Source organism: Thalassospira profundimaris, assembly GCF_003326755.1.
GTDB lineage: Bacteria > Pseudomonadota > Alphaproteobacteria > Rhodospirillales > Thalassospiraceae > Thalassospira > Thalassospira profundimaris_B.
The window spans coordinates 28,287-50,077 of record NZ_JPWH01000032.1; the positions used below are offsets into that span (position 1 = coordinate 28,287).

17 protein-coding genes are annotated in these 21,791 nt (G+C 54.3%); 9 read left to right on the plus strand and 8 right to left on the minus strand.

Going from position 1 to position 21,791, the window contains the following annotated elements:
- Positions 1–5: 5 nt before the first annotated feature.
- Both TH25_RS22475 and TH25_RS22480 read right to left on the minus strand, forming a co-directional pair.
- A complete protein-coding gene (locus tag TH25_RS22475; RefSeq protein ID WP_114090496.1) occupies positions 6–461 on the minus strand; it encodes a hypothetical protein in 456 nt (151 codons plus the stop codon).
- Between the two features lie 106 nt (positions 462–567).
- A complete protein-coding gene (locus TH25_RS22480) occupies positions 568–2,271 on the minus strand; it encodes a tetratricopeptide repeat protein (protein WP_114090497.1) in 1,704 nt (567 codons plus the stop codon).
- A gap of 496 nt (positions 2,272–2,767) precedes the next feature.
- Between TH25_RS22480 and TH25_RS22490 the strand changes: the two genes are divergently transcribed.
- Complete coding sequence (locus tag TH25_RS22490; protein ID WP_114090499.1) at positions 2,768–4,426, plus strand: methyl-accepting chemotaxis protein; 1,659 nt, start codon at positions 2,768–2,770, stop codon at positions 4,424–4,426.
- Positions 4,427–4,520: 94 nt separating this feature from the next.
- Here TH25_RS22490 and TH25_RS22495 read toward each other — a convergent pair whose 3' ends face one another.
- The 3 genes from TH25_RS22495 to ubiE all read right to left on the minus strand — a co-directional run bounded on the left by TH25_RS22495 (position 4,521) and on the right by ubiE (position 7,357).
- The gene (locus tag TH25_RS22495) at positions 4,521–4,958 is read right to left on the minus strand and encodes a GNAT family N-acetyltransferase (protein WP_114090500.1); all 438 of its coding nucleotides are present in this window, start codon (positions 4,956–4,958) and stop codon (positions 4,521–4,523) included.
- A 65-nt stretch (positions 4,959–5,023) separates the two neighbouring features.
- Positions 5,024–6,571, minus strand: coding sequence for a 2-polyprenylphenol 6-hydroxylase (gene ubiB, locus TH25_RS22500; protein ID WP_114090501.1), 1,548 nt, complete (start codon positions 6,569–6,571; stop codon positions 5,024–5,026).
- A gap of 12 nt (positions 6,572–6,583) precedes the next feature.
- Positions 6,584–7,357, minus strand: a complete 774-nt coding sequence (ubiE, locus tag TH25_RS22505) for a bifunctional demethylmenaquinone methyltransferase/2-methoxy-6-polyprenyl-1,4-benzoquinol methylase UbiE (protein ID WP_114090502.1) — start codon at positions 7,355–7,357, stop codon at positions 6,584–6,586.
- 141 nt (positions 7,358–7,498) lie between these two features.
- Here ubiE and TH25_RS22510 point away from each other — a divergent pair, with 141 nt between their 5' ends.
- The 3 genes from TH25_RS22510 (at position 7,499) to TH25_RS22520 (ending at position 11,838) form a co-directional block, all read left to right on the plus strand.
- The gene (locus TH25_RS22510) at positions 7,499–8,143 is read left to right on the plus strand and encodes a phosphoribosylanthranilate isomerase (RefSeq protein WP_114090503.1); all 645 of its coding nucleotides are present in this window, start codon (positions 7,499–7,501) and stop codon (positions 8,141–8,143) included.
- Between the two features lie 185 nt (positions 8,144–8,328).
- Entirely contained in the window at positions 8,329–9,312 is a 984-nt protein-coding gene (locus TH25_RS22515; RefSeq protein WP_114090504.1) for an ion transporter, read from the plus strand.
- Between the two features lie 264 nt (positions 9,313–9,576).
- Entirely contained in the window at positions 9,577–11,838 is a 2,262-nt protein-coding gene (locus TH25_RS22520) for an anthranilate synthase component I (protein WP_114090505.1), read from the plus strand.
- 151 nt (positions 11,839–11,989) lie between these two features.
- Here TH25_RS22520 and TH25_RS22525 read toward each other — a convergent pair whose 3' ends face one another.
- Positions 11,990–12,610: an RNA methyltransferase gene (locus TH25_RS22525; protein WP_114090506.1), complete on the minus strand. Its 621-nt coding sequence runs from the start codon at positions 12,608–12,610 to the stop codon at positions 11,990–11,992.
- 263 nt (positions 12,611–12,873) lie between these two features.
- On the opposite strand from TH25_RS22525, the gene TH25_RS22530 reads away from it, so the two are divergent.
- Positions 12,874–13,071, plus strand: coding sequence for a CsbD family protein (locus TH25_RS22530; RefSeq protein WP_114090507.1), 198 nt, complete (start codon positions 12,874–12,876; stop codon positions 13,069–13,071).
- Positions 13,072–13,259: 188 nt separating this feature from the next.
- Positions 13,260–13,436, plus strand: a complete 177-nt coding sequence (locus TH25_RS22535; protein WP_114090508.1) for a DUF1289 domain-containing protein — start codon at positions 13,260–13,262, stop codon at positions 13,434–13,436.
- A 38-nt stretch (positions 13,437–13,474) separates the two neighbouring features.
- On the opposite strand, the gene TH25_RS22540 is transcribed toward TH25_RS22535, so the two are convergent.
- Both TH25_RS22540 and TH25_RS22545 read right to left on the minus strand, forming a co-directional pair.
- Positions 13,475–15,394, minus strand: coding sequence for a sensor histidine kinase (locus TH25_RS22540; RefSeq protein ID WP_114090509.1), 1,920 nt, complete (start codon positions 15,392–15,394; stop codon positions 13,475–13,477).
- Positions 15,391–17,670 (minus strand): putative bifunctional diguanylate cyclase/phosphodiesterase, encoded by a 2,280-nt coding sequence (locus tag TH25_RS22545; protein WP_114090510.1) that lies wholly within the window; start codon positions 17,668–17,670, stop codon positions 15,391–15,393. The genes TH25_RS22540 and TH25_RS22545 overlap by 4 nt, the downstream gene beginning before the upstream one ends.
- Before the next feature lie 447 nt (positions 17,671–18,117).
- Here TH25_RS22545 and TH25_RS22550 point away from each other — a divergent pair, with 447 nt between their 5' ends.
- The 3 genes from TH25_RS22550 (at position 18,118) to TH25_RS22560 (ending at position 21,695) form a co-directional block, all read left to right on the plus strand.
- Positions 18,118–18,909 (plus strand): HugZ family pyridoxamine 5'-phosphate oxidase, encoded by a 792-nt coding sequence (locus TH25_RS22550; protein WP_114090511.1) that lies wholly within the window; start codon positions 18,118–18,120, stop codon positions 18,907–18,909.
- A 211-nt stretch (positions 18,910–19,120) separates the two neighbouring features.
- Positions 19,121–20,746 (plus strand): phosphoenolpyruvate carboxykinase, encoded by a 1,626-nt coding sequence (locus tag TH25_RS22555; protein ID WP_114090512.1) that lies wholly within the window; start codon positions 19,121–19,123, stop codon positions 20,744–20,746.
- Between the two features lie 148 nt (positions 20,747–20,894).
- The gene (locus TH25_RS22560) at positions 20,895–21,695 is read left to right on the plus strand and encodes a substrate-binding periplasmic protein (RefSeq protein ID WP_114090513.1); all 801 of its coding nucleotides are present in this window, start codon (positions 20,895–20,897) and stop codon (positions 21,693–21,695) included.
- Positions 21,696–21,791 lie beyond the last annotated feature (96 nt).

Consider the following 21,791-nt stretch of genomic DNA (forward strand, 5'->3'; position numbering starts at 1 on the left):
CTGCCCTATTTCTTGCGGCAGGTCGAACGACCGCCCGCCCCACGCCCGGTATTCCCCAATGCCCGGGTCTGATCGGCATCGCAAAAAACCTCGATCACGCCGTCATAGGCGGAAATCCACACTTCGTTGCCATCAACCCAGAAATCCCCCGGCTGGTTCGCAAAGCGAATATGGTGCATGCGCCCGGCAGAAATATCGGTGCCGATATATTCCACCTCGGCAGGAAATTCAGTGCCCGGAATGGATTTGACCATCTTGCGATCACGCCCGGGCGCGTCATATAGGTCAACATCAAGCATCGGCATTTGTACTTCGACGGCAGAACGAACGTTTCCGGCGGCATGTGCCGGTAGTGCCGGGGCCAAAACCCCGCCCGCAAAACAGACAAAAGCCGCCCCAAGCAGCATTCCGGCACGGCGCAAACGCCCGACCGGCAAAACACCGGTAGCAGATTTATTCATGCAGTCCCCCAATTCACATGATTGCCGTCCCAAGGCAATCTCGTTCAATTTTTGCATGAATTTTGGACTATTTCATACTATTCGTTTGCAGGGTTTTTCTTAACCATTAGCCAGCCTGTTGTGCTGCCTGCGCGCGTGCAGCCAGCAGATTTTCAAAATCCTGTTTCAGCGCGGCAAAGGGGGCATCCCAGTTATTGGGCTGTTGCTGGCGGTAAATACGCATGGTGGGGTACCAGGGGCTATCGGCCCGACCCACCATCCAGCGCCAGTCAGTGGTAAAAAGCTGCAACATCCACACCGGCAGTCCCAGGGCCCCGGCAAGATGGGCAGGCGCGCTATCGATGGTGATGATCAGGTCCATTTCCGCCATCAGGGCGGCACTGTCGCCAAAATCACCAATCCGGTCGCCCAGATCGTGGATAAAGGCCGAGGCACCAAGTTTGGCAATATCGCCCCGGCGGTCATCGATCTGGAAACTGAAAAAGGCCGCGCCGGGCTGGCCCATCAACCCCATGAATTTTTCCAGCGGGCAGGATCGATCCCGCGGATTAAGTTTGCCCGCCCAGATAATGCCAACCTTCAGCACAACTTCGCCGACAATACCGCCTAGCGCCATTTTGTGCGGCGGGGTCATATAGGGACTGGCAGAGGCCTGAAACAGCTCCCGTGCGCCAATATTTAACAAATATGGCAAACTCAGAAGCGGGGCGTGCAGGTCAAATTTTGGCGGCTTGGCCCCCTTTTCAATCACCTGGCCCACGCCGGGCACCGTTTGCATGATGCCCAGCATTTCCTTGCGGCATTCCACAATCACATGGGCGGCCTTTTTCGCAACCCGGGGAATGAAACGGGCAAACTGGATCATATCACCAAAGCCCTGTTCGGCCCGCAACAGCAGGGTTTTCCCGCGCAGGTCCGCTTTGCCATCCCATTCCACGGCATCGGGTAACGGGCGTATGGGGTTATCGGCCAGGCGACGGCGCACCTCATAGGCTTTCCAGCCTGCTTCATACTGCCCAAGCGCCAGATAAGCCAGGGAGCGATCCCACAGGGCTTCGGTATAATCGGGGTCAATGGCAAGGGCCTTGTTGAAATAATCAATCGCCTCGGCAAAGCGGTTAAGGTCGCGATAAACCAGCCCGGCATTAAACAGATGGGACTTATCGTTGGTATCACGCGCCAGCGATTGTTCATGCGCCGCCCGCGCTTCGTCAAAACGCATCATTTCGCGCAGGCAGTTACCCATATTGGACCACAGCCCGGCATTGTCAGGCCGCAAGGCAGCTGAGCGACGATAGGCCACCATCGCCGCATCAAACTGCTTGCTTCGCCGCAGGGCCACCCCCAGATTGTTCAAAATATCGGGCTGATCGGGCCGGTTTCGCAAAATCGCGCCATAAAGGGCAATCGCCTCGTCGAGCCGACCTGCACGATGCGCCGCCACGGCACGGGCAAAAATATTATCGCCCGCCACACCGCCACGATGCACCGTCAACTTGCGCGGCTGAGAGGAAATTGTGGTGGCCGCCGGGCTTTTCGCCACAGACGGGGTGTTCCCGTTAGGCGCAATGGCGGCCGCATCATCACCAGGGGCTGGCAATATACCGGTCCCTGCCGAAGCCTTCGGTGCCTGCACAGCGCCAGACGACAAGGATGTATCAGAAGCGGGTAACACCCCGTTGCCCGCCGGAGGCGGATTAACCGAAGATTCCGCCGCCTTGACCTTTATATCTGATGCGCCAGACGAAATACCGTCAGACTTGACATGATCCCGCGCACGCTTGCGCGCCTTTGATTTGGATTTCGCCATTCACCAATCCCCGTCACACCGGTGCCCCGGCTTCCCCCATCGATTTTCAACCGGGACAAAATACCCGGTCTGACGCGCAACGCAAATGGGATAACGCGACAAAACCATTATATCGAGTCGCCTGGCCCGGCTGTCTCCGCCGGTTTTACCGAATAATTATCGGTCCGAGGACCGAATTTCAGGGCAAAATCTCATGAAGTTCGCCTTTAAAACTATTTTCGGAAAGTTCGTTTTAAACAGTTCAGTTATTCGGAACCTTCGGATAGCCTTACTCACAAGGGTAAGCGAATTTGTAACTTTCACGCGATCCGAAAACCGTGATTGGGATATTCGCGCGCCGGTTTCACAACCGGCACAGACAAAAACCCCGATAACAGGGATTACAAAAAAACACCCCCGGAAGACGGATCCGAACCGGAAAAAAACAACCGGCATGATCTGATACCGGCCGGGAGGAAACAAAAACAGGCAAGGCTTAATGGACCGGGAGACATCTATGGCCACAAAGGGAAAGTCCGGCGCATCTGTCGGACGCAAAGTGATTGTGGTGCTTGTCGCATTGCTGGTAGTTGGATTTGCCGCAATGATGAGCATCCAGGCAGTATCGCAGCGCGATGCCATGATCGATTTGATGTATCGTGAATCTGTCAAAAAAACCGAAATGCTGTCCACTGCCGTTCAGGCGGGCTTCATTGCGATGGATGCCAATTCGATTGAAAAGGAATTTCGCAAGCTGACTGACAGTGCTGACAGCGAATTGGCCAGTTTGCAGGCCAACATGCCCGATGGCACCAATATTGCCCAGTTTCAGGCCGAAAACATGCAGACTTATGACCTGAAAGCTCTGATCGAACCGTATCTGCCCAAACTGGAAAACAAGGACGTTGTCAGCTTTGTCACGGATGGCGCGGTTATCGTTGCGGCCCCGATTACCAAATATTCCAAACGCAAAGACGAAGATGTTTATCGCGGTATGCTTCTAACCGCCTGGAGCCTGGAAAATGTCCGGGCCTCGGTAACGAAAGCCGTCATGATGCAGCTTGCCCTGGCGGCGATCATTCTGATCGTTTTGCTGGGGGCGACTTGGTTTGTTCTGCGCGGTCAGATATTGGTCCCCTTGCGCAAAATCAATGCCGTCATGACCGAACTGGCACATGGCAACCTGCAAATTGACATTCCGGGCCTGCAACGCCGCGATGAAATTGGCGAAATGGCGGGATCGGTTGAAGTTTTCAAAAAAAATGCCATTCGCGTCAGCCAGTTGGACCGCGAACGTGAAAACGAACGCCAGCGTGCCGAGCAACAGCGCCAGGAAACAATGCACAATCTGGCGGGCCGGTTTGAACATACCGTTCTGGGGGTTGTGGACGGGGTTTCAGGGGCATCCCATGAAATGCAACAGGTTGCCCAAAGCATGGTCGCCGCCGTTCACCAGAACGAGGCGGGCTCGCAAGCCGTTGTTTCGGCAGTAGACCAGGCCAATCGCAGTGTCGAAACCGTCGCCAGTGCGGCCGAGGAACTGGCGCGATCGATCCAGGAAATCAGCGCGCGGGTCAATGACACATCGACCATTACCGAACGCGCGGCGACCGAAGCCAGCCGCGCCAACGAAATGGTGCAGGGGCTGGATGTTTCGGCGCAAAAGGTGGGCGAAGTGGTTCAGATCATTCAGGCCATTGCCGAACAAACCAACCTTCTGGCCCTCAATGCCACCATCGAGGCCGCCCGTGCGGGCGATGCCGGCAAAGGTTTTGCCGTGGTTGCCAACGAGGTGAAAAACCTTGCCAACCAGACAGCAAGGGCAACCGAGGATATTTCAGCCCAGATTTCAGGCATTCAGGGGTCCACACAGGATACCGTCAGCGCCATTGACGGCATCACCCGCATCATCCATGACCTGAATGAAATTTCAGCCGAGGTCGCCGCTGCCGTGCAACAACAGGGCAGTGCCACCAGTGAAATTTCCAATTCGGTTCAGCAGGCCGTGACCAGCACCCAGGAAGTCACCGCCCATATCCAGGACATGCAGGATGCCGCCAGCCAGACCGGCCAGGCCGCCCGGCAGGTTCTGGATGCGTCGGAAAAACTGGGGTCGCAATCGGGTACATTGCGCAGCGAGGTCAGCAATTTCCTGCGTGATGTGCGCGAAAGCTGACCAGGATTTCGCAAGAAAACAAGGCAACGACACCAAAGGCATCCGCGCAAATGGCGGGTGCCTTTGCCTTATCGGACGGGCAAGTCCAAATACGTTATCGCAGCGGCGGCCGGGTCGCCGCATTTTCATCAAGACGCATCATGACTTTATCATCCAGCGCGACATAACCCAGCTTGCGATAAACCGGGTGCATATCGCGGGTTGCCAGCAACCAGCGGCGCACGCGGCGCATACCGGGGTGGTCATGCAGGGCGGAAACCAGTTTCACCGCAATGCCGCGACGGCGATAAGCTTCATCAACAAAAACATCGGCAATATAGGCCACCGAAATATTATCGCTGACAACGCGCGCGAAACCGACCTGGCGGCCATCACAAAAGGCACTGGCGCAAACAGATTTTTCCACCGAAGTCTCAAATTCGCCGCGCGAACGGTTCATCGCCCAGTAGGAATCTTTGATAAACCCGTAGCAATAATCGAGGTCAACCCGGTGGCGATCGCAGGTGATTTCAATCAAAGACTGGTCTTCCATGAATCAGGTCCAGACATGTCAAACAGGGAACAGGCCGGGCCGCATAAGACAGCCCGCGCCCCATCCTATTTCAAAACAAGCGCCACGGTAAGACCTATGATCGCCGCCCATAACAGCAGGCCATTCAGCGTCGCACCGACACCTTTACCGCGACGCGCCATCGACGCAACCGTTTCGGGATGCAGTTTAAGGCCCTGTTCGGTCAGAACGCCTGATGCACGTTCTGCCGCCTCGATCACACGGGGAAGACGGCGCAACATGGTACCCGCCTGGCGGGCGGCTTCGGCCATTTTGGCTTCGGGGCCCAGATTGTCGCGCATCCATTCCTCGATTAACGGACGTGACAGGTTCCACATATTTTCGTTGGGATTAAGAATACGCGACAACCCCTCGGCCACGATCATGGTTTTTTGCAGCATCAAAAGCTGGGGCTGGGTTTCCATGCCAAAGGTTTCCGTCACCTGAAACAACTGGCCCAGCAAACGCCCGACCGAAATATCGGCCAGTTCCTTGCCCAAAATCGGCTCGCCAATTGACCGGCACACCTGTTGAAAATTTTCCAGCGATTGATGACGCGGCACATAACCGGCCTCGAAATGGATTTCGGCCACCCGGCGATAATCGCGGGTTAAAAAGCCCAGCAGCATTTCGGCCAGATAAAGCCGCGTTTGCCGGTCCACCCGGCCCATAATGCCAAAATCAACAACACTGACGCGCCCGCTTTCATCAACAAACAGGTTGCCCGGGTGCATATCGGCATGGAAAAAACCATCGCGGAAAACCTGCTGAAAAAAGGCAGCCGCCGCCTTTGCCAGCAATTCGGTCCGGTTAATGCCCATATTGTCCAGCGCCTCGACATTGTCGATGCGCACACCACGCACCCGTTCCATTGTCAGAACATGCTGGGCGGTTCGCTCCCAATCAATTTCCGGAATGTAATAGGTCGGATCATCCTTGAAATTGTCGCGAAACTCGGATGCTGCGGCGGCCTCATAGCGGAAATCCATTTCCATCTTAACGCTGTCTTCCAGCGTTTTGATGGTTTCAATCGGCTTTAAGCGACGCAGGCGTGGCTGTGTCCATTCAACAATTTCGGCAAACCAGTAAAACAGGTCCAGATCGCGGCCAAAACGCCGTTCAATATCGGGGCGCAATACCTTGACCGCAACGTCGCGACCATCGGATGTGGTGGCAAAATGCACCTGTGCAATCGAGGCGGCGGCCACCGGCGTTTCGTCAAATTCGGCAAACAGAGTGTTAAACGGCGCTTCAAGCTGGCGCGAAATCAGCCGTTTGGCAATATCGGCGGAAAAAGGCGGCAAGCGGTCCTGAAGCGAGGAAAGGTCGGCTGCCACGTCCTCGCCAATCAGATCGGCACGGGTGGCAAGGGTTTGCCCCAGCTTGATAAAGGCCGGGCCCAGTTCTTCGAGTGCGCGGGCCAGTCTTTTGCCCGGCGGCAGGCTGGAGCCCCCCGAAAAGGGTGCCGTCAAACGCGCCAGAACCGCCAGAAATTTGCCCCCCGGCACCAGATCAAGCGGAAACAGGGCATCATGGCGCGCCAAAGTCCGCGCCATGCCAATCAGGCGGAAACTGTTACGAACAAAGCGAATCATTTAACCAGAACCTCAGATTCGCCAACCGGAATGAATGGCGGCGATCCCGCCGGACAAATTGCGATAGCGCACCCGGCCAAAGCCTGCTTCGCGGATCATGCCAGCAAACGTTTCCTGATCGGGAAACTGGCGGATACTTTCGGCCAGATACTGGTAAGCCTCGCGGTTGCCCGCCACAAACCGGCCAATTTCAGGCAGCAGCTTAAAGGAATACATATCGTAGATTTTATCGAAACCCGGCACAATCACCTTGGAAAATTCCAGGCACAGGAATCGGCCGCCCGGTTTAAGCACCCGGTAGGCTTCGTTCAAGGCTTCCTGAATGCGGGTCACATTGCGAATGCCAAAGGCAATGGTATAGGCATCCATCGACTGGTCGGGCAGCGGCAATTTCTGCGCATCGCCCACCATCCAGTCGATATTTTTAAGCAGGCCATGATTGGCCGCGCGGTCCCGACCGACATGCAACATTTCATAATTGATGTCGCATACCGTAACAGCACCCCCGCCATTTTTCAGGAATCGAAAAGCAATATCACCCGTGCCACCGGCCACATCAATCAGGTGCATGTCGGGGCGCGGCTTCAGTTCGTTGATAAAACTGTCTTTCCACAAGCGATGGATGCCACCGCTCATAAGATCGTTCATCACATCATATTTGGACGCGACCGTGTCAAACACCTCGCGCACCATGGATGCCTTTTGGTTTTCCGGCACATCGCGGAAACCAAAGTGGGTTGTTTTTTCGCCGGTTTCGCCCGCGGCTGGGCCTTGATGCTTGCTCATGGCCGGAAAATAGCGCAGCCGCCGCCCGCCCGCCAGTGGAAAGCGGCACTTTTTAGAAATATCCTGTTGAAGGGCGGATGTTTCTGCTAAGGAAAAATAACGTCACCCTGATATCTAAAATCACCACAAACAGGATCTGCCATGAGCTGTATGGTCAAAATATGCGGAATCAACACTGAGGATGCGGTTATTGCAGCCATGAGTGCCGGGGCGGATGCCCTGGGTTATGTGTTTTTCCCGCCCAGCCCCCGGCACATTTCGCTTAAGGGTGCTGCCACCCTGACCGAACGTGTGCCCGACAGCATTTTGAAAGTTGGCCTGTTTGTCGATGCGGGCAACGAAGCCATTGCCAATGCAGTAAAAGCGGGCCACCTGGATGTGATCCAGCTTCATGGCAGCGAAACACCGGACCGCGTGAAGGAAGTGCAGGACGTTTTGGGCCTGCGCGTGATGAAGGCCATTTCCGTTAGCACCGCCGAAGACCTGGACCGCGCGGCTGAAACCTATGACGGCGTGGCCGACTTCCTGCTGTTTGATGCCAAACCGCCCAAAGACAGCACCCTGCCCGGTGGCAATGCCGTCAGCTTTGACTGGACGCTTCTGGCCGGGCGTGACTGGAAAAGCAACTGGATGCTGGCCGGTGGCCTGACCCCCGACAATGTGGCCGAAGCCGTTGAAATTTCCAACGCCCCGTGGGTGGATGTTTCATCCGGGGTGGAGCGCACGCGCGGCGTAAAGGATGCACGCAAGATCAATGCCTTTATTCGGGCCGCCAAAGGATATTGATGGCCAAAGCAGATAAAACCGCCCCCTGACCGAGATAAATGTCCGGGGGCGGTTTTTTGTTGATCCCGTCTCGCAATGATTGCCATCATCCATAAATTATTGTTTTCTCAAGTACGCCCTTCCCACCTTAACGTTCTGGGCGCATTTTTGATGCGACATCAATGCCATAGCCGGAGTTTTCCTGAATGAATGCGCCATTGCGCCAACGCTGTTCGGATATATTGCGTGCCAGGGTGCGCAACGAACCGGTCACGATGGTGGTACATGTGGCGTTGTCGCTGCTGATTGTCATCAATGTCGCATCGGTGGTGATGGACACTGTCGAACCCTTTGCCCGCAACCATATCGACTGGTTCTGGGGCATTGAAATTATTTGTAGCGCAGCCTTTAGCGTCGAATATCTGCTCAGAATCTGGAGCGCACCGGAGGATGACCGTTTTAGCGGGCGATTTGGTCGCTTGCGCTATATCGCAAGCCCGATGGCCCTGGTTGATCTGATCTCGATTTTACCGGTTTTTCTGCTGTTGCTGACCAGCATTGATTTGCGTTTTATCCGCATCATGCGGTTGCTGCGCCTGTTGAAATTTACCCGTTATTCCCACGGAATGGACCTGCTGACAACGGTTCTGCGCCAGCAACTGGGCATGTTGGGGGCTGCCAGTTCCGCCCTGGCCTGCTTTCTGATTTTAAGTTCCGGGGCGATTTATCTGCTTGAACACCAGGTGCAGCCCGAAACCTTCGGCAATTTGCCCAAAACCCTGTACTGGTCAATCATTACCCTATCCACCGTGGGCTATGGCGATGTTGTGCCCGTTACGGCTGGCGGCAAAGTTCTGGCTGCCATCATCGCCCTGAGCGGCATTGGCATGGTTGCCGTGCCAGCCGGTATTCTGGCATCGGCATTCAGCAGCGAATTGCGCCGCCGCGAGGAAACCTATCGCCAGACCGCCACCCAGCATATGCAAGGCGGACTGCACCTGACCGATGCCATGCGCGAACGGTTGCAAAACCACCAGGAAGAACTGGGTTTAACCGATGAACAGGCCGAAATGATTATTAATGATGTGCGCGAAGTGCATCGCGGGCATATCGTCGATGATACGCTGTTTTGCCCGCATTGCCGCAAACCGCTGCGCATCGAGGTTTCGGACCGTTCACGCAACCGTTAAACGGCTTTTTGCAATAACGGGTTCAAAAGCCTTGACGTTATAAAAAAGCCCGCGCATAGTTTGCCCATGAAAACACAGGACATGACCCAAAACCGCATTGCAAATCGTTGGTGGTGGCGCGCTTAAAGCGGGCGGCCAACCCATGTCTTGATCATTTTACCGGCCGCCTGATTTTGCAGGCGGTTTTTTGTTTTCAGTCATCTTCCATGTCTTTCTGAAAAACGATCTCCGTCTGTGGCAGTGCCCCACAACAGGAGACAACCCGTGACCACCCCGACCCAGCCAGCCCGCCTCTCGCAGCCTTCACGTCAGGATGATGAAGCTCCGCGCGATTATCACTATGTCACCGATGGCGGCATTCGCATTGCGCGCCGTGAAACCAACATTATGTATGAAAACGCCACCGCCGGACTGATTGACAGTCTTGATAGCGCCAAGGGTGTTTTGCTGTCATCGTCTTACGAATTTCCCGGGCGTTATTCACGGTGGGACATGGGGTTTTCCCAACCCCCGCTGGAACTGACCGGGCGGGACCGGGGCTTTGCCATTCATGCCCTTAATGAACGCGGTCAGGTATTGCTGCCTGCCATTGCCCCGATTTTGGAAAATCATCCGCATATCGAAGGTTTCACGCTGGGCGATGAGGGTATTTTTGGCACCGTGGGCCAGCCTGCCAAATGGTTTGCCGAGGAAGAACGCAGCCAGCAGCCCAGCCTGTTTTCGGTGGTGCGGATTTTGCGCGACCTGTTTGCCCATGCGGGCGACGAACGGCTGGGGCTGTATGGCAGCTTTGGCTATGACCTGGCCCTGCAATTTGAACAGATCGCCCTGAAACAGGACCGGCCCGCCGACCATAAAGACCTGCATTTATACCTGCCCGACAGCATCATCACCGTGGATCACGCGGCCCGCCGTGCCGTGCGCCTGGATTACGATTTCACCATCACCCGCGGCGAAACCACCCAAAGCACCCAGGGGCTGGACCGCAAGGGTGCCGCGCATCCGCCCTCACGCGGGGCCAACCATACGGCCCGAAACGACATGGCCGAGGGCGAATATGCCGCCATTGTCGATGATGCCAAACCGCGTTTTGCGCGCGGCGAGCTGTTTGAAGTGGTGCCATCACGGGTGTTTCGTACCGCCTGCACCACGCCCCCATCGGAAATTTTCCGCCGTCTGAAACGGCGCAACCCGGCCCCTTATGGCTTTTTGATCAATCTGGGGCATGGCGAACATTTAATTGGGGCATCGCCGGAAATGTATGTGCGCGTTACCGGCAAACGCGTTGAAACCTGCCCGATTTCGGGCACCATTGCGCGCGGCCGCGATGCGATCGAGGATGCGGAAAATATCCGGACCCTGCTGAATTCGGCCAAGGAAGAATCCGAACTGACGATGTGCACCGATGTGGACCGCAACGACAAGGCACGCGTGTGCAACCCCGGTTCGATCCGTATTATTGGCCGCCGCCAGATTGAAATGTATTCCCGGCTGATCCATACCGTGGACCATGTGGAAGGCAGGCTTCGCGACGGATTTGATGCGCTGGATGCGTTTTTGACCCATTGCTGGGCCGTCACCGTAACCGGTGCCCCCAAACGGGCGGCCATGACCCATATTGAAAATGTCGAACGCAGCCCGCGCGCCTGGTATGGCGGGGCAATTGGCGCTGTTTTGTGCAATGGCGACCTTAATACCGGCCTGACATTGCGTACCGTGCGCTTGAAACAGGGCATTGCCGAAGTGCGCGCCGGGGCAACGTTGCTGTATGATTCAGAATCCGCCGCCGAAGAAGCCGAAACCGTGCTAAAGGCATCGGCGATGATTGATGCCATCACCCGCCCGGATACTGATCACGTCAGCGATGACCCCACCCGGTCGGGCATTGGCAAACGGGTTTTGCTGATTGATCACGAAGACAGCTTTGTACAAAATCTTGCCAGCTATATCCGTGCAACCGGGGCCGAAACCCTGACCATGCGACCTGGCTTCCCTGATGAAGTGTTTGATGATTTCCAGCCCGACCTGGTGTTTTTATCGCCCGGTCCGGGCCGACCGGATGATTATGGCCTGCGCGGCAATATTGAACGCGCCCTGGCACATGGCCTGCCGGTCTTTGGCGTGTGCCTTGGCCTACAGGGGATTGTCGAATTTTTTGGCGGGTCGCTGGGGCAGTTGGATACGCCGATGCACGGCAAACCCTCCAAGGTGCATTTGCAAACCGGCGACCCGCTATTTGCCGGACTACCGGAACATGTCGTTGTCGGGCGCTATCATTCGCTGTTTGCCAACCCGGAAACCCTGCCCTCCGACCTGATCGTGACGGCCAAAAGCAGCGATGGCGTGATTATGGGCATTCGTCATAAATCCCTGCCCATCAGCGCAGTGCAGTTCCACCCCGAAAGTCTTTTGACCCTTCAGGGCGAAGCCGGGATGCACATGATTGCCAATCTGTTGCGCCATCCAATGGGCCGCCCCGGCGACAAAGAAATTGATGAAACCGATAAAGCAGACAAAGCCGCATAACACAGACATGTGCCGTTTAGCACCCTGCCAAGCGGCATCATACGCCAGCCTCCCCCACCACCGGTCCCCCCTGAGACCCCGGTGGTTCCCTCCAGCGACCATGCGGCACTTTGCATGGTCGTTTTTTTTATCCCGGCTATCCTTTTTCGGCTCAGTCCTCGTCATCGCCAAGGGTACCGTCCACCACGCTGTAATCGGGCGGCGGGGTGCGGCGGAAGGCATCGGGATTGCCTTTCTTTTTATCGCGGATGGTGCGGAAAAGCTGACGACCGTGAAACGGCACCGGCTTTTCTTCGGTCGGGCCACCAGCGCGCACCGGGCGCGGGGCAAAACGGCCCAGGGTGATCAGGCGGTCATACATCACGATATTGGCGGCAATGGCGACATTGATGCAAAATTTCATCGGGATTTTCAGGATGAATTCACAATGTTCCTGGGTTTCAGGCGACAGATCGCCCCGTTCCGGACCAAAAACATAGGCTGCGCGCGCCGGGTGTTTAAAACTGGGCAGTTCGATGGCGTCAGGTGTCAGTTCCACCCCCACCAGCGTGCAGCCTGTCGGCAACATCATATTATCCAGGTTGGGGAAATGGTAATAGGGCATCTGTTCGGATGCCTTGGAGGTATCCGTTCCGTGCGGGGACTCCGTTTCAAAATCCGCATCGACGGTAAAGGCAAAGCTGGCACCAAAGGCATGGGCGGACCGAAACAGCGTGCCAACATTCAAGGGTTTGCTGGCCCCCTCAATCCCGATTCCAAAATAACCGCGCATCATATTCCTCCGTGCTGCACGCCTTGTGCGCTTTCACACACTCCAAAATAAAAAATTGCCCCCCGGCTATAGCCCGAAGCCCCCGACGGATCAAGCAAAGGCGGCAAACATGACAAAACAGCCCGCAACACCAAGATGTCGGAACATATGGCATGCCACATCGTTACATGACCAGTTAACGAGGTGGAAATAACACCCTTTGGTGTGAAAGTCCCGTTATCCGAGACGAAAAACGCACACTCCCAAATGACAGGAGATCCACAATGAATTGGGATCAAATCGAAGGTAAATGGAAACAGTTGCGCGGCAATGTCAAAGAACAATGGGGCAAACTGACAGAAGACGATATTGATTTCATTGATGGCAACCGCGACCAGCTTGTCGGTAAAATTCAGGAAGCCTATGGCATTGAACGCGAAGAAGCCGATCGTCAGGTCAGTGATTGGTTTGATCGCCTTTAACACGGTTTTCATCCGGCCCGATCCCCCAGGCCCGACATCCTGTGGGCCGGAAACCAAAGACCGCAATAATTTTTGCGGCATCCCCCTAACCCCTTTTTGCGCATCCCCCTGCGCGAAAAGGGGTTTTCATATCTGGCAAGGATGTTAAAAATCACTGGCAACGGAATAATAGGATTTCAGGTTGGAAAATGGCAGTTTCATCGCCCTGTATCGGCATCTGCGAACTGGATTCAGAAAAACAGGTCTGCACCGGGTGTTTTCGTCACATCGATGAAATCGGCGCGTGGCGCACAGCCAGCGACGGCCAGAAAAAACGCATTATACAACAGGCACGCACGCGCAAAAAACAGTTTGAAAAGAACTGAGAAAATTCGCCCTGCACACCGACATCACATAATCAGACTTAATCCGAATTGTAATGCAGATCGGTATCGACAGAGGCCAGGGGTGCTGTGGTCGGGATCACAATGCGAAACGTCGTTCCCTCGCCTTCAACACTATTGACCGTGATCTCGCCCATCAAAACCCGGTTCACAACATTTGCCACCACGCTCAGGCCAAGGCCACTGCCACCCTTGTTCCATTTGGTGGACCAAAAAGGTTCAAAGATACGGTCTGAATATTCCGCCGGAATTCCCACCCCGTCATCCACAATCTCGATACAAATCGTATCGCGGGTCAGGGGAAAGGCCCGGACCGAAACCAACCCCGACTTGCGCCCGGCAAAGGCATGAATTTTGGCATTTTGCAAAAGATTCAAAATGACCTGGTCAATCGCGCTGGGATAGCTCTCCAGTATCAGGCCACTCGGGCAGCTTTTGCGTACGATGATGCCGGATTTCCGAAATTCAGGCCGGACGGTTTCAAGCAGCGAGTTTAACACACTTGCCAGGTCAAACTTGCGGCGGCTTTGGGTGCTCTGGTCAACGGCGGTGCGTTTGAAATGACCAATCAGGGCAACCGCGCGCTCGATATTGGACTGCGCAATCCGGCACCCGCCCTTAAGATGTTCCAGATGTTCCTCGACCGTGCTGCGCCTGATTTGCGATGACCGGAAGGCCGTTCCCAATTCGTCCACATCTTCGGAAAGGGCGGAAACCGTGGTGAGCGCATTGCCAATCGGCGTGCGCAATTCATGGGCGACACCAGCCACAATCCGGCCCAGTGACGCCATCCGCTGAACTTCCAGCAATTGCGCATCAATACGTTTTTGCACATTGCGGGTTTGCCGCCATTTGACAAAATAATGCGCCCCGACCCAGGATAACAGACCGCTTAACAGCACCCAGATCGCGACAAAAATGAAATCGCGTTTTTCAAAGGCTGTCAGACGACTGTCCAAACTGACCGAGCCTAAAATCAACAGGCCATTATCCTCGATCTGGCGTGCAATCAGCGCCCCGCCCGCGATAATGCCCGACAGCGGCAAATGACGTACCGTATAAAGCGTGCCGTCATATTCAAAAACGGCGTTGCCTTTTTCACCTTGCAGTTTTTGCCACAATACAGGGTCACTTTTTGCCAGGGTGTTCCCGTTTTCCTTCATAAAGCCCCAAAGTTCCGACCTTGGTTTACCGGCCAGCCAGTAGCCATCATTATTCAAAAGAGTCGTTTGAACATTGCGGGGCGCAAAATAACCAAATTCACCCAATATGTTTGACACATCGACATTAAAAACCAGATAACCTTCCTTCTGGCCCGACTTGCCAAGTATTTGCGAGATCAAACGCACCGTTGGCCGCCACGGCACTTCGACCTTGCCATTTTCAACATTGAGATCCAGCGCCGAGATATAAACCTCGTCTGCCGTAATTTTTGTGGCCCGCTGGTAATAATAACGGTCGGACTTGTCCTGCAAATCCTGGTCGGGAATGCGCACAACGCCATCGGCTGTGTGGTCCACCCGCACAACCTCCCGGCCATTGGTACCAAGAATACGGGCCTGGAAAATATCGGGAAGCTGTTTGACGATCACCGAAAGGTGCTGAGCTGCTGACTGATCATCGGTTAAATAATTCCGGATGTCTTCGGTTTCCGCAGCGATCAGCAATTGTTGCTCGAAACTGATAAAGGCGTTGTAAAGAACATTCTCGCGACGGTTTGTAAAACGTTCCAGCACCAGTTCACGATCTTCACGCACGGATTTCTGTTCTGCCTGATACCAGCCCAGAAGGCCGGCCCCCAAAAGCAGCGAACAGAACAAAAAAATCAGCCCGAAAACCCACCAGAAACGCAAAGATAACAAGGTATTGTGCAAAGTTCCGGCGCGAGAACGCAAACCTTCCTGTGCCCGTCTGATCATGGCACGACGGGCCGTTGTCATGAGGCGAATACCCTGGAAAGATCCCAGTCTTTTTCCCAGGATAGAAAATCATCTTCCGGCATCGGGCGAGCATATAAAAAGCCCTGCACGTATTTTACGCCGATAAAGCGCAAAATCTGATGCTGTTCGACCGTTTCCACCCCTTCAGCCAGGACTTCCAGCCCCAGATTATCGGCAATGGTCTGGGTGGAGGCCGCAATACTTTGCCGTGCTGTCACCACCTGCAGGGGGCTGACAAAGGAACGGTCAATTTTTACCTCGTCAATCGGCAGGCGATCCAGATAACTCAGCGAGGAAAAACCGGTGCCAAAATCATCCAGCGACAGGCGGAAACCGGCTTCTTTCAGGGTGGAAATAACCGTAATGCCCTCGCGCGCGCTTTGCATGGCAAAGCTTTCGGTAATTTCAAATTGAAGGTTTTCCGGCCCCAGTTGCGCATCACGCACACGGGACAATAACCGGGGGACAAACCCGTTCTGATTGATATCGGAAACCGAAAGATTAAGCGAAACCCGCACTTCGGACAGACCAAGCTGTTGGCGACGTTGTACAAAGCGCCCCGCCGCCGCCACCGCCTGAAAGGTCAGTTCCGAAATAAGGCCGCTTTTTTCCGCCAGGGGAATAAAATGTGCCGGTGAAACCGGTTCGCCTTCAAATGTCCAGCGGGCCAGAATTTCCATACCCGAGAGGCCGCCGTTTGCCAGTTCGATTTGTGGCTGAAAATGAAAAGTGATCTCGCCATTGCGCAGGGCATCGTGCAGACCGCTGCGCAATTGAACCGACCGGGCAATATTGTCTTGCAGGTCCGGGGTATACAGCATGGCTTTGCCGGGTGTTTTTTGTGCCGCACGCAGCAATGTTGTCCGCACCGCACGGTCCACGGCAACGGATTCATGGTTTTCAACACCCTCCCGCACCACGCCAATGGTCGCGGAAAGAGTAATGCTGTTTCCATCAATTAAAATGGGTTTTTCAAAAACCGACAACAGGCTGGTTTCGTCAATGCTGCAATTTTCATCAATCACGGCAAGGCGAAATTCCCCCAGACGGGCGACAAAAACATCATCGCCAATCATGTCTTTCATCCGCGCATGAACCGCCATGATCAGCCGGTCGACAAATTCCGTGCCAAAGGCCACGGCAAATTGCGGGGCTTCGTCAATCAAAACCAGGGCGACATGGCAATGCCGGTCATCCATATCGATAATATCGTACAGCTTGCGAAAATAGGCATTCTGATTGGGAATACCGAGTTTCTGATCAACAAAGGCCAGTTCATCAAGACGCTTGAGCAAGGCAAGATTTTCAAAACATAGCGCCAGATTGCCCGAAAACAGCCTTAACAGCGAGATGGCATCATTATTGACCCGGCCCGCATGTTCAAAATAAACCAGCAATTCCCGGTCACGATTGGCTGCAAAGCGCATGGCAACGCTGTTACCAATCAAAACGGGTTCGTGACTGTCAAAGGGCAACGTGCATAGCGAAGCGATATCAATACCGGGGATACTGGAAATATCCAGCCCCACCTGATCACGAAACCGTCCCAGCCCGGCAATGATCGGCAGGCGCATCAATGTATCACTGCCTTCCTGCGCCGGGCCGATGGCACAAATGGCCCCTTCGGGTTCCAGATGCAACAGGGCGGCAAGCTGCACAAGCACCCCCTGCGCAAACAGATCAAAGCTGCGGCGACTATAAAGATCGCGCGTGCTTTTAATGATCAGTTCCAGCCCGTTGCGCGTTTGTTCAAGAGTATTGATGTAATCATAAGCACGGATAGAGGCGGTCAGGGTTGTGATCAGTCTTGTGCGCGTCAGTTCGTCCTTGGTGCGGTAATCATTAATGTCATAATCCCGGATGATCCGGCTTTCGGGGGCATAACCGGGATGACCGGTGCGCAAAATAATCCGGGTTTTGATATGCCCCTGTTCACGCAATTTGCGCACCAGATGCAGCCCGGCATGTTCCTCTTCCATCACGACATCCAGAAGAATCACCGCAATACCCGACACGGAATTGAAAATCCGTTCCGCCTCGGCACCGGAATGGGCATGGATCAGTTCAAGCGGGCGATCCAGAATGGCAACTTTGCGCAAGGCAAATTCGGTCGCCTCGTGGACATCAGGATCGTCATCCACCACCAGAATTTTCCAGGACGAAATCGTCGAGGGCAGCAGGGAATCATCTATAAAATCGTGTTGACCCGCACCATTTTCAGCCCCCTCATCGGCGCCGTCGAAAATTTCAATAAAATCATTTTCGTTGTTATCCACTTTATCCCGATCCCCTTAAAGCCTTCAAATGCCTGCCAACGGGACGTCCCTCCCCAGGGAATAAAAATCGGCCTCCATCAGCCTGCCTTGTATGTTCGATCTGCAAATTGGAATCAGGGCGTCAAACCTGCTATGTCCGAAACACGGCTTTTCCCTTAACCAATTGATTATCAATCAACAGATTTAGTGCATAAACGAGACTTGGTCCTTTCAAGCCATCCACCCCCTTTACCCTTTATGCCCCGTTTGCCCCTGGAAAAGCCCGTTGTGTCATCAATCAGCCCCAATCATCCCCTGCCAACACTGTCTGTCCATTTCGTAATTCAGGCTTATCTGATATTACATTGGGACGATCGACACGCTTAACAACCACTGGCCGAGTAAAACACCTGCAGCGTCTCCTTATAGGCAAGGTTACTGCAAAAACTTTCAACTTCAAGAGGTAAAATGGAACAGGATCCCGTTGCGCCCGCCAATGATGCCGCCAGTTTGCGTCGCCTGATGCGCAGAGCCCCCGAAGCAACCCTGGCGACCCTTGCCCATGACCACAGCCAGGTTGCCAATGGTTGGCCTGTGACCTCGATGGTGCAACCGGTGATCGATATGGACGGCACGCCGGTTATGCTGATTTCGGAACTGGCCGATCATACCCGACACATTCAAAATAACCCGCGTGTTTCGCTGTTATTTCGCCCCTTTTCATCTTGGGACACCCGGGACGAAGCATCGGAAACAGGCCGCGATAAACCGGTGACAGATACCCAGCGCCTGACGGTTTTTGGGACGGCGCGCAAAATGGAAGATCACAGGATCAAACGACGCTACCTTGCCATTCAACCCGCAGCCGCCCTTTATGCCGGTTTCGCCGATTTTGCCTTTTACCGGATCGACATTGAAGCCGCCTATTGGGTCGGCGGATTTGGCAAACAGCGCCGCCTGCGTGGCGACCAATTGCGATGCCCCGTCGCAGACAGCCTGATTGCGAACCATGACACACTAATCGATATGCTGCAGGGAAAGCAGCCGGAACTTACCGGACAAATCGTGCCGTTGCATGGCCCGGAAAATTGCGACTGCGAAACAAACTGGAAACCGGTTACAATCGACTGTGACGGCGCGCATTTCGCTTGTAACGATACAATACTGCGAATCGAATTTCCTCATACAATTTTCAGCGTGGAAGATGCGCAAAACATTCTGGTGAAAATGGGCCAGAAAAAGAACGAAATCCAGACATAAAACGGCGGTTTTCCGGCAGTTTCAGCATATGTGAACATGCCATTTTCATATTCGACAAAAGCGGGAAAAATGCGGGTTATTTGACCAAAGCAGCGGTTGCTTTTGCCATGCCATTGTAACAATATGTCGCAATGTCAGGGACCCACCCCACGGGTTACTTTCATATTTGCTCTTTTAAACCCCAGACTTTCGTTCCCACTAGGAGAGATCCGTGCTGCAATCAGGACCCGTTGTCAGCCGTGTAGGCCTTGAAAAACATGGCCTCAAAAACCTTGGCGCCGTTCACTGGAATTTGGACGCTGCCGGCCTTTATGAACATGCCATCCGCCGTTCGGAGGGCAAAATTGCCAAAGGGGGTGCCTTTGTCGCCCTGACCGGCGAACATACCGGTCGCTCCCCGCAGGACCGTTATATTGTCGAAGAGGAATCGGTTAAGGCCGACATTGACTGGGGCGATGTGAACCGCCCGGTTTCCCCGGAAGTATTTGAGCGCATGTATCAGAAAATTCGCGCCTATTTTCAGGGAACCGAATTGTTCGTGCAGGATTGTTATGCCGGTTCCGACCCGCAATTCCGCCTGCCGGTGCGCATTGTCAATGAAAATGCCTGGCACAACCTGTTTGTGCGCAACATGTTCATTCAGCCGCCCAAAGAAGACCTGCGCGATTTTGACCCCGGCTTTACCATTCTCCATGCGCCGGGCCTTCAGTCCGACCCGGAAACGGACGGCACCCGCTCCGATGTTTTCGTCATGGTCAGCTTTGAGCGTAAAATGGTGCTGATCGGTGGCACCTGGTATGCGGGCGAAATGAAGAAATCGATCTTCTCTGTCCTCAACCACATCCTGCCAGCCAAAAACGTTTTGCCCATGCACTGCTCGGCCAATATTGGCCCGAACGGCGATACCGCTGTATTCTTTGGCCTGTCTGGCACCGGTAAAACCACCCTCTCGGCCGATGCGTCGCGCACCCTGATCGGCGATGACGAACATGGCTGGGGCGAGGATGGCGTCTTCAATTTTGAAGGCGGCTGCTATGCCAAGGTGATCAAACTGTCCAAAGAGGCAGAACCGGAAATTTACGCCACCACCCAGACCTTCGGGACGGTTCTGGAAAATGTTGTCATGAACAAGCAAACCCGCGAGCTTGATCTTGATGACCAGCGCCATACCGAAAATACCCGCTCAAGCTATCCGATCGAATTCATTCCCAATGCGTCGAAAAGTGGCCGGGGCGGGCATCCGAAAAACATCGTCATGCTGACCTGTGATGCCTTTGGCGTTTTGCCGCCAATTGCCAAGCTCAGTTCGGCCCAGGCAATGTATCACTTCCTGTCGGGTTATACCGCCAAGGTTGCCGGTACCGAAAAAGGTGTCAAGGAACCAACCGCAGCATTTTCCGCCTGCTTTGGCGCACCTTTCATGCCGCGTCATCCCTCGGTTTACGCCAAACTGCTGGGTGAGCTGATTGAAAAGCACGGTTCGGACTGCTGGCTGGTCAATACCGGCTGGTCCGGTGGCGGTTTTGGTGAAGGGGCACGCATGAAAATCGGCTATACCCGTGCGCTTCTCAATGCCGCACTGAATGGCGATTTGAAAAACGTTCCGTTCGCAACCGATCCGTTCTTTGGCCTGTCCTATCCGACCGAATGTGGCGATGTTCCGGCAAGTGTTCTTAACCCGCGTGAAAGCTGGGCCAACAAGGCAGCCTATGACAAAGCCGCTGCCAACCTGACGGCACGTTTTGAAAAGAACTTTGCCAAGTTTGAAGAACATGTCGATGACGCGGTGAAGGAAATCGCCATTCGCAACAGCGCCGAAATCAAAGCTGCCGAATAAAATCTGGTTTATTTAGCACTAAGAGGGCCGACCCCATTCGGGTCGGTCTTTTTTTATGGTATAAAGTTGCCACAAAAAAATTCGTAAAAAATGACCCCGGGATTCGAATATTGTCGCAAGAAAAACCGAACATAAAGGGAGAACGGGGATGGCACGGTTGCGCAACTGGAATCTCGTTATCGGATTTTGGGTGGCGATCCTGTTGTGTCATACCGGTTTTGTCGCCGATGCCCACGAAAATCAGCGCCGTACCGTAACCCTGGCCTGTAACCCGTTTCCACCGTCAAAAATTGCCGATCACCAGGACATGCCGGGCTATGACGTCGAAATTCTGCGCGCGGCCTTTGCCGTTAGCAATATTGATGTCAAAACACCTTTTTACCCTTGGAAACGGGCCTACCTTCTGGCATCGGAAGGACGGCTTGACGGGCTGTGCTCCTGTTCATATTCGATCGAACGTGAAAGCGACCTGCTTTATTCCGCAGAGCTTGGCCAGGTGCGTATCGGCCTGTTTTCCATCGTTGGTCACGTGCCGCAATACATAACCCGGCTGGAGGATGTGCGCAATTTACGCATTGGTGTGGTTTCAGGCTATAGCCTTGAAAAATCGGCCGAAAATTCGGGTCTGAACATCATTACGGCGACCAGCGAACAAAATTTGCTGGGCATGTTATATACCAACCAGATCGATATGATTTATTCCTTTCGTGCCCCGGTTCTTGTGGCACAAAAAAAACACGACATTCCCATTTCGCTGCAATATCACGAACTGAGCCGCGCCCCCTATTACGGCTGCATTTCGCGACGTCTCGATGATGCTTACGCGCTGCTTGAAACCCTCAATTACGGGCTTCAAACCATTCGCATCAATGGTCTTTATGATGACATCCTGGAAAAATACGGCGTCAGCGAAACGCGCCTGCCCAAACCGATGGCCTGGACCAACTAAAGGCCTTTGCCGCTAACGCGCCTTATCGCCCCTGCGCCCACGCCGCGACCGCAATTTGCGCCAATAGCTGGACACCCGCAAAAACCTATCGCGTCA